General features: G+C 49.8%; 6 protein-coding genes. 5 read left to right on the top strand and 1 reads right to left on the bottom strand.

The features are described from left to right. The first annotated feature begins 421 nt into the window (after positions 1-421). From A372_RS0122790 to A372_RS0122800, 3 genes are all read left to right on the top strand, one after another. Positions 422-973 carry a sigma-70 family RNA polymerase sigma factor gene (locus A372_RS0122790; protein ID WP_036705041.1) on the top strand — a complete coding sequence of 184 codons (552 nt, stop codon included), beginning with the start codon at positions 422-424 and terminating at the stop codon, positions 971-973. Next, positions 970-2,595, top strand: coding sequence for a DUF4179 domain-containing protein (locus A372_RS0122795; protein WP_019423223.1), 1,626 nt, complete (start codon positions 970-972; stop codon positions 2,593-2,595). Before A372_RS0122790 ends, A372_RS0122795 begins: the two co-directional genes overlap by 4 nt. A 316-nt stretch (positions 2,596-2,911) precedes the next feature. After that, positions 2,912-4,153, top strand: coding sequence for an MFS transporter (locus A372_RS0122800; RefSeq protein ID WP_026011238.1), 1,242 nt, complete (start codon positions 2,912-2,914; stop codon positions 4,151-4,153). Positions 4,154-4,200: 47 nt separating this feature from the next. Here the strand turns inward: A372_RS0122800 and A372_RS0122805 are convergent, their stop codons facing one another. Next, the gene (locus A372_RS0122805; RefSeq protein ID WP_026011239.1) at positions 4,201-5,067 is read right to left on the bottom strand and encodes a YitT family protein; all 867 of its coding nucleotides are present in this window, start codon (positions 5,065-5,067) and stop codon (positions 4,201-4,203) included. Between the two features lie 343 nt (positions 5,068-5,410). On the opposite strand from A372_RS0122805, the gene A372_RS0122815 reads away from it, so the two are divergent. Together A372_RS0122815 and A372_RS36615 are read left to right on the top strand one after the other, a co-directional pair. After that, on the top strand, positions 5,411-7,039 hold the full coding sequence (locus A372_RS0122815) for a M28 family peptidase (RefSeq protein WP_019423227.1): 1,629 nt from the start codon (positions 5,411-5,413) through the stop codon (positions 7,037-7,039). Positions 7,040-7,177: 138 nt separating this feature from the next. Then, positions 7,178-8,511, top strand: a protein-coding gene (locus tag A372_RS36615) for an IS3 family transposase (protein ID WP_237728584.1) whose coding sequence is annotated in 2 segments (ribosomal slippage) — positions 7,178-7,565 and positions 7,565-8,511 — 1,335 coding nt in all. Because the reading frame shifts where the segments join, the coding sequence is not laid out codon by codon here. Positions 8,512-8,549 lie beyond the last annotated feature (38 nt).

Genomic DNA, 8,549 nt, shown 5'->3' on the forward strand with positions numbered 1-8,549 from the left:
GATGCGCAGCCACATATGAGGAAGCACAGCAGGCTTATACTTCTGGAGCGAGTCATGTTACGCATTGGTTTGTCGCACGCGCCCGATTCATCATAATATGGCAAGAGATAAGACGTATTTCTCTCATGTCAATGTCAATATGCAGATTGCGCGGAACCTGAGGTTGAATCGTCTCTATTAGATGCTGGTGATGTCATTTGACTCGCTGGCATTTCTTTTTTTTAAAATATTTTTTCGTATATGATGTAAGATAATCGACCGCCCTTTCGTATAAGTAGTGGAACTTCAATATGCAGCAGAAGGATCGGGGATGAATTGATGAATCGGATGTCACATGATTGAATGAGAAAATAGATAGAGACGGACTGAATCAGCAATGATAGATTATTACATTAATTCGCACTATAGACAGAGATGGAGGATGCGAGTGGTTAACGAAGATCAGGAGTGGGTGTCTCAAGTATTGGCCGGTCATACGTACAGTTACGCCCACCTTGTAAACAAATATAAAGGAAGGCTATGCGCGCTGCTCGTCAGCATGGGCAATTCGCAGGCCGATGCGGAAGACATCGCACAGACTGCGTTCGTCAACGCCTATAAGCACCTGAAGAAGTATGATCCGGAGCGCTCATTCTCGGCTTGGCTCTACCGGATTGCCGTCAATCTGAGCGTGTCGCAATGGCGCACACAGAAGAACAGGCAGTGGACGGAGCTTCAGGAGACGCTCGTAGCCGTAGAGCCGACGCCGGAGGATATAGTGCTGCAGGAAGAGAAGAGACAGCAAGTGAATGAGGCGATGAATCGCTTGACGGCTCCATATCGGACCGTGCTATTCATGCGTTACAATATGGACATGAGCTACAAGGAAATCGCCGACGCGTTGAGCGTGCCAGTGACGACGGTACAGGTACATCTGCACCGAGCGAAAAAGAAAATGAGAGACATGCTCGTTCAAGAGGGGGGATTCGCTTGAATTGCACGGACTTTCATCGGCTGATGGATGAGGAACGCCCGCTTACGAAGAGGGAGCTGGCCACTGTGGAGCAGCACGCCGATTCATGCTTGTCATGCGCCGCGTTGTTAGAGTCGGATGATGAGGCGAATGAGTGGGACATCGGGCAAGACATGCCGGAAGCCGCGGTATCCGAAGGGTTCACGGATAACGTCATGCAAGAAATTCTCGCCTTGGAAGATGCGTCACAACGCCGGAGAAGGAGACATAAGCGCGTCGGGCTGATTGCGGCCGGCATAGCATTCACCGTCACTGTTGGCGCGGCGGCTTCGCCGACATTCGCGGAAATGTTGAAGTCGCTGTTCGGGTATGGATATTATGTAAATGTGGATCATGCGGCAGAAATGGGGTTCTCGGAACGGGTGGAGGGCAGCGACACCGATCAACGAATCACGTTGTCCATTCACGAAATTCTTCCCGATTCGCCGCGCGTATACGTTGCCTATCAAATTATGAGAGACGGCAAGGTGTACGAACCTATGCTCCAGATAGATGGCAAACGCAACAGGCTATACGTGACGGATGAAGACGGTAATGAATATGAAGTTGACTCGGTCGGTGGCGGCACGTCGGATACGACCATTTCGTATATCAATTTTAAGCTGCCGTACGGGCTAGAACATAAACAACTGACCCTTCATATGGATATCCTTGAAGTGGGCGGAAGGCGAGAAGGGGTTCCCTTTATCGAAGGTCTGGATAAGGAGCCGAACCCGAAGGTAGAAGGGCATTGGCAAGTAAGCGTTCCGTTCTCGTTCGCGAAAAGCACGGAAGCGACAATCCGAATTCCAATCGATCGTTCCTATACGACTCCGCAAGGCTTGAGCATCAATGTGCGCAATCTGGTCTTGACGCCGACGAAGACGCAACTAGGGCTGTCCCACCAATTGACAGAGGAAGCGGAACAGCGAAAATATCGGGTGAAGCCGCTGTTTTGGAACGAGTTGCAGAAGGATGAGCGCAACATGTACGAATTGAACCAACGCACCTTCATGTGGCAGCTTGTGGACGAGTCGGGCGCGGTCGTCAACGATACAAGCACGTCAAGCGCGCAGCTCGGCCGTTGGCCGCAAGGTCAAAAGCTGACGTTCCGCCTTGATTACGAGGAGCATAACGAACTGTCGGATCTGTCGTTGACGTTCCGTCCGGCCGACGTACGCAAGGGGCCTGTCAAGCTGAAAGCGGGCGGAACGGAATTCATGTTGAGCTCGTTCAAGCTGGAACCGGATCTGCGCAATCCAAGCCAAACCAACGCCGTCATGGTTATCGAAGGAGTAATGCCGGCGCCGCTCTATCGCGTTGCCCATTGGGTTCTCGCGCAAGGCTCGGAATTGAAAGCGAACTTTATTTCCGTCGGGACGAAGACCAACGAGTACGAAATTAGAGAAGCGGTAAGAAATACGGGCAAGATTCCACTGAAGTATGAGCTAAGAATAAAAGGCTATGAAGAGAAGTGGGAGAACGAGGAGTTGCAGCTTCTCGCTCCTGTCATTACGACACGGTATTACTACGAGGACGACGCGTGGTCGTTCCCTATTGAAGTTCCGCCTTCGTCTGGAATGAAACAGGAAGAGGGAAAGTAATATTTTGCACCGATATAACATACTGTGAGTGACGCACCGGCAGTACGGCACTGCCGGTGTTTTTGGTGTTATCATTCAGGTGCGGACAAGATTCACTGTATCTTTATGGATGGGTGCGTAGTTATAATGGAATTACTTAATTTTGGAGGTGTTCAGATTATGCGGCAAAGCTACAACGTAATCGCAAATCAACGAACGGAGATTAGAAAAAAACGAGCGGTAGAACGGCACGCGCGTATGCGCGCATGCAGGTATTAAGGAAGCTGCGTATGCCTCATGTGACGTGCCGTCTGCCGGAAAGGCGGAACTGATTGAGATGAACTTACGCGCGTCACAAGTGTATATGATTATGATGTCTATGACGGCCCTTGCCATCTCCACGATGTCTACGACCTATGGGATTTATTTAATCGCGGAGCTTGGGTTGAACCCGTTCCAGCTTGTCATGATGGGAACGGTAATGGAGTGTACCGCACTCATCTTCGAAGGTGTCACCGGCGTCGTCGCCGATACGTACAGCCGTCGGTTATCGGTCATCATCGGTATGTTCGTGCTTGGCGCCGGATTTGTGTTGGAAGGCAGCGTGCAATGGATCGGCGCGCTGACCCCGTTCATTTCGGTGTTTATGTGGATTTTGGTTGCGGAATTTGTAAGCGGCTTCGGCTGGACCTTCATCAGCGGGGCTGATATGGCCTGGATCGTCGATGAAGTCGGTGAGAAGAACGTCGGGCATTTGTTCATGCGGGCGAAGCGGGTATCGTTGATCGCGACCTTGCTTGGTATCGCACTGAGTGTCGGGCTGTCTACGGTGGCGCCCAATCTCCCGTTTGTGGCCGCGGGTCTGTTCTATTTGGGACTTGGCGTTTTTTTGATGTTATTCATGAAGGAGACGAAGTTTGTCCGTCCGGAGCGTACCGCTCATTCCACGCACTGGCATGAGATGAAGACGACTTGGGTGACGGGCGCGAAGGTCGTGCGCCGTCATCCGGTGCTGCTGATGATCGTTGCCGTCACGCTGTTCAGCGGCGCGGCGTCCGAAGGTTACGACCGGCTGTGGGAGGCGCATCTCATTACCGATATCGGATTCCCGCAAGGCGTACTGTCTTCCATGGCGATGTGGTTCGGCCTCATCTCCGTCCTGACAACGATCATCGGAATGTTGGCCGTTCGTGCCACGGAGAAGCGGCTGGATATGAGCAACGAGCGATCGGTCTTCTATGGCATGTTCGTGCTCACTGCGGCACATATCGCCGCCATCCTGTCGTTCGCCTTCTCGCCGAGCTTCGCCTGGGCGCTCGGATCGCTGCTTGCGATCGGTGTGATTCGCACGCTCAAAGAACCGATATATAATACTTGGCTGAACATGAACATTGAGAACAAGTCCCGCGCCACCGTCTTGTCGATGATTAGTCAGTCGGACGCGCTCGGCCAAGCGGCAGGCGGTCCGTTGGTCGGTTGGGTGGGGAACCGCATCTCCGTCCGGGCTTCGCTCGTGGTTGCGGCTGTGCTGCTGTCGCCGATTCTGGCCGTGTTCGCCCGGGTGCTGCGCAAGCGGTAAACATCAAAAAGGCAGGCGCTCGTCACGGGCGCCTGCCTTTTCTTTCATTAATGAATGCTGTTCTTCTGGAAGTTGCCGCCGAGCACGTCGGATACACTCTCAATCGCGATGAACGCCTTCTCATCGATCTCTTGCACAATCGCTTTCAGCTTAGCCAACTCCAGACGCGTGACGACGCAGTATATAATCTGCGTATCCTCCTTGCTGTAGCCGCCTCTGCCGTAGAGGAACGTCGTGCTGCGTCCCAGACGATCCAGAATCGCTTGCGATACTTCTTCGTACTCGGAAGATATAATCGTAACCGATTTGGATTCGTTCAAGCCCTCAACGACAACGTCCATGACCTTGGAGGCAATGTAGAACGTGAATATGGAATACATCGCCGAATCCCATTTGAACACGAATCCTGCGACGATGAAGATAAATACGTTGATGAACAAAATAATTTGCCCGACAGGCACTCGGGTTTTCTTCGAGAAGAGAATGGCCACAATTTCAGTTCCGTCAAGCGAGCCGCCGAAGCGAAGCACGAGACCGACACCAAGACCTAGGATCAAGCCGCCGAACAGGACGGCCAATATCTTCTCATTCGTAAATGCATCGGCATGATGCAGCCACAAGGTCGTTCCCGACATGACCACGATACCGTACAAGGTGGAAAAGGCAAAGGTCTTGCCGATCTGCTTGTATCCGATGATGAGGAACGGGAGATTGATGATAAAAATGAATAGCCCGAGGGGCAGATTTGTCACTTTGGAGATGACGATGGAAATACCTGTAATTCCGCCGTCGATAACATTGTTCGGCACGAGGAATAATTCAAGCGCGACCCCCATTAATACAGCGCCTGCGGTAATAAAAATAAACCTCTTCAAGAAATCTAGGATAGTTAACTTCTTATGTGTTCTGGCCATACGATAAAATCCTTTCTTTATTAGTATGTATGAAGCTCACTTTTCGCAAAAAGTAGTTCTATAATAGCATTTCCCTATTTACAGTACAAACAGTCTTTTCATTATAAACGGTGCAATCGTGCTGCTAGTGTTTTGTCAACGCATTGCTGTGGCTGATTCTGATCGTTGTTCATAGGATGCTTTGCAGCATGGTCGCGTACTATATTAAGCGCAGAATGAACCTTTTCCAGATTGGAAGCCAAGTATGGATAGGGTGCTTGTATAAAAAGAGGGGGGTTATGTCTTGGTTCATTCGGTTCGAACTACGAAAAAAATAGGATCAAGGGGCTGGAGTTCCTTCGCGTTGGCGATTATCATCCTGCTGCTCATTTCGCTCACTCTATGGTGGGAGAGCCCGCCGGCAACGAAAGGGGCAGATGCCGAGGGACATGAATTTTCAGCGGAGAGAGCATTCAAGCATGTTGAAGTGATCGCACAGCACCCTCACCCCGTCGGTTCAGCGGAAAATGAGAAAGTGAGGCAATATTTGCTGCAGCAGATGGAAGAGCTTGGACTAGAGCCGAAGGTTGATTCTTATCCATGGACCATAAAACGGAATGACATTACGGAATCATTCGATTTGCACAACATCATAGGCGTCCTGAAAGGTTCGCAGGGAGGTAAAGTGCTTATGCTGACCGCGCACTATGACTCGACTCCCTTAGGTCCGGGAGCGAACGATGACGCTGTCGGCGTCGCCGCTTTGCTGGAAACGGCACGTGCCCTGCAGGCAGGGCCGCAGCTTGCCAACGATGTGTGGTTCGTGTTGACGGATGGCGAGGAGCCGGGATTGCTTGGTGCGACAGCGTTCTGGAATGAGGGGAATTACCGTGAAACTATCGGACTCGTGGCCAACTTCGAAGCACGAGGCTCGAAAGGACCGGCTATCATGTTCCAGACGAGCAACGACAACGGTACGCTCATTTCCGAGTTTGCCTCATTCGCTCCTGCACCGGTCAGCAATTCGCTGGTCGGGGAGATTTATAAGACGATGCCGAATGACACTGATTTGACGGTGTCGCTGAAGGCAGGCATCCCTGGATTGAACTTCGCCCATGCGGATGGGTGGGATAAGTATCATAGCCCGCTGGATACGCCTGAATATGTATCTCTAGCCACGCTGCAGCACCACGGGGATAATGCGCTGGCTGCCGCCAAGCATTTTGGAAATGTGGATTTGAGTGATGTGGCGTCCGCTAATCGGGTCTATTTCAATTGGTTCGGTATGCTGATTCATTATCCACAGTCAATGGTGCTGCCATTGACGCTGCTACTATGCGCGATGTGGGTATTTTCGCTCATTTTCTATATCCGTAAAGAGACGGTCTCGCTTAAAGGGGTCGCATCCGGTCTGCTGGCCATAGTGGCGGGCATCCTATTGTCGCTGGCTGCAGCCTATATTTATTATAAGGTCATTGATGTATTAGGAATATTGAAACCGGAGCAGGGAAGCCCTGCGCCAGCAGTCAATCCAACGTTCTATAATATCGGGATAGTGCTGCTGGCCTTATTCGTGTACCTGATAGTTACGCGATTTTTTAAGCGTAGAGTGAACGAGATGGAAATGGTTCTGTCAGGCATGCTGTTCTTTATCCTGCTGCTCGTCGGCACGACCTGGTTCCTTCCGGGAGCAAGCTATTTGTTCGCCTTGCCGCTCTATGTTCATGCTATCGTTGTCGGATGCGCAATGAGACGGAAACATCCGGCGGGCATGTTGAATCGGGCGTGGGCCATTATTTTATGCGCTATATTGCCGATTACGCTGTTTACGAGTCTGTTTCATCTCCTGTTTACGGCGATGCCGCTTTCCAGTAATATCGTATGTGCGGCGTTATGTTCGATTCTCTTTGCGCTCCTGCACCCAATGATGTTGAGATTCATATCTGTTAGGCCACCAGAGCATCGTGCCGACTATTCAATAATATCTGGTTGATGAGAATGACACCGCGAACAATTCGGCAAAGAAGAAGCCCATGATATTTAAACTGTACCCTGTAGAGTAGACACTTTAAAAAAGTCTCTCTATAGGGTATTTTTTGTTTAACGAAATAAATGGGACAGGGTGAACGTAATGAGTAAAAAGACATTTTCAGAGAAAGAAATCGAAAAGCTTTCCCAAAATCCTTATGTTAAGTCAGTGACATCCAGAGGAATCACCTATACTGACGAATTCAAACAACTCTTTATTGCATCCAATCAAAAAGGCAAGTTGCCGAGAGAAATATTTGAAGAATGCGGGTTTGACGTCAATGTGATTGGACTGAAAAGGGTACAATCCTCGGGCAAAAGATGGCGTGCGTGCTACAGGGAGAGCGGTGTCCTGGGTCTGCAAGATGCAAGAGGCCAATCATCAGGAAGGCCATCCTCAAGGGAACTGACACTGGAGGAGAAGAATGCCAGGCTCGAAGCGCAAAACACCTTATTGAAAGCGGAGAACGAGCTATTAAAAAAGATCCGTTTTGCGGGATGGGGGTTGAAAGACAAGTAGAATTGCCGCCTTGTAAGAAATATATCCTAATCCGCACTGTTATCAAGAAATATCACCTTCACCGGATGTTGAACTACTTATGTAAGATGGCCGGGATCTCTAGAAGCGGCTATTACAGGTACTGGTCTTCCGCATCCGTGAAGATGCGGAACCAAAGAGAACAGAAAGATGAACAAGTAAAAGAAATTATACTAAAGGCCTTCCGTTTCAAAAGACGCAAGAAAGGAGCCCGTTCCATAAAGATGACACTGGAGGGGCAGTTTCAGATTGTCTACAATTTGAAACGGATCAGGAGAATTATGAAGAAATACGACATTATGTGTCCTTTCCGCAAGGCAAACCCCTATAAACGGATGATGAAGGCAACACAGGAGCACCGCGTTGTGCCTAACCTGTTGAACAGGGAGTTTAAGCAGGACATCCCCGGTAAGGTATTACTGACGGATATCACCTATTTATATTACGGCACAGGCAGGAAAGCCTATTTGTCAACGATCAAGGACAGTTCAACCAATGAAATCGTGGCTTATCATGTGTCGGATCGAATCACCATGGACCTTGCGACAGAGACCCTTCTGAACCTGAAGAAAAATCGAAGGTTTAAAAAGGCGGAAGGTGCCTTTATTCATTCTGATCAAGGGACCCATTACACACATCCTGATTTTCAAAAGCTGGTTAAGCAAATGGGTTTGGGGCAATCGATGTCCAGACGGGGGAACTGTTGGGATAACGCACCCCAAGAATCCTTTTTCGGCCATTTCAAAGACGAGGCCTCCATCAAACCCTGCACTACTATGGAAGAGCTTAGACGAGAGATTAAGGACTATATGACCTACTACAACCACTACAGATATCAATGGAACTTAAAGAAGATGACCCCCATTCAATACAGGGATCATCTTCTCAGGGCAGCGTAGCCTTTTTTACATTTGTCCTTTACAAAGGGTACAGTTTA

It is taken from the genome of Paenibacillus sp. OSY-SE (assembly GCF_000283315.1).
Lineage (GTDB): Bacteria > Bacillota > Bacilli > Paenibacillales > Paenibacillaceae > Paenibacillus_B > Paenibacillus_B profundus.

Coding starts and splice junctions, on each gene's coding strand:
- A372_RS0122800 (WP_026011238.1), top strand. CDS start 2,912: ATGAACTTACGCGCGTCACAAGTGTATATGATTATGATGTCTATGACG.
- A372_RS0122805 (WP_026011239.1), bottom strand. CDS start 5,067: ATGGCCAGAACACATAAGAAGTTAACTATCCTAGATTTCTTGAAGAGG.
- A372_RS0122790 (WP_036705041.1), top strand. CDS start 422: ATGCGAGTGGTTAACGAAGATCAGGAGTGGGTGTCTCAAGTATTGGCC.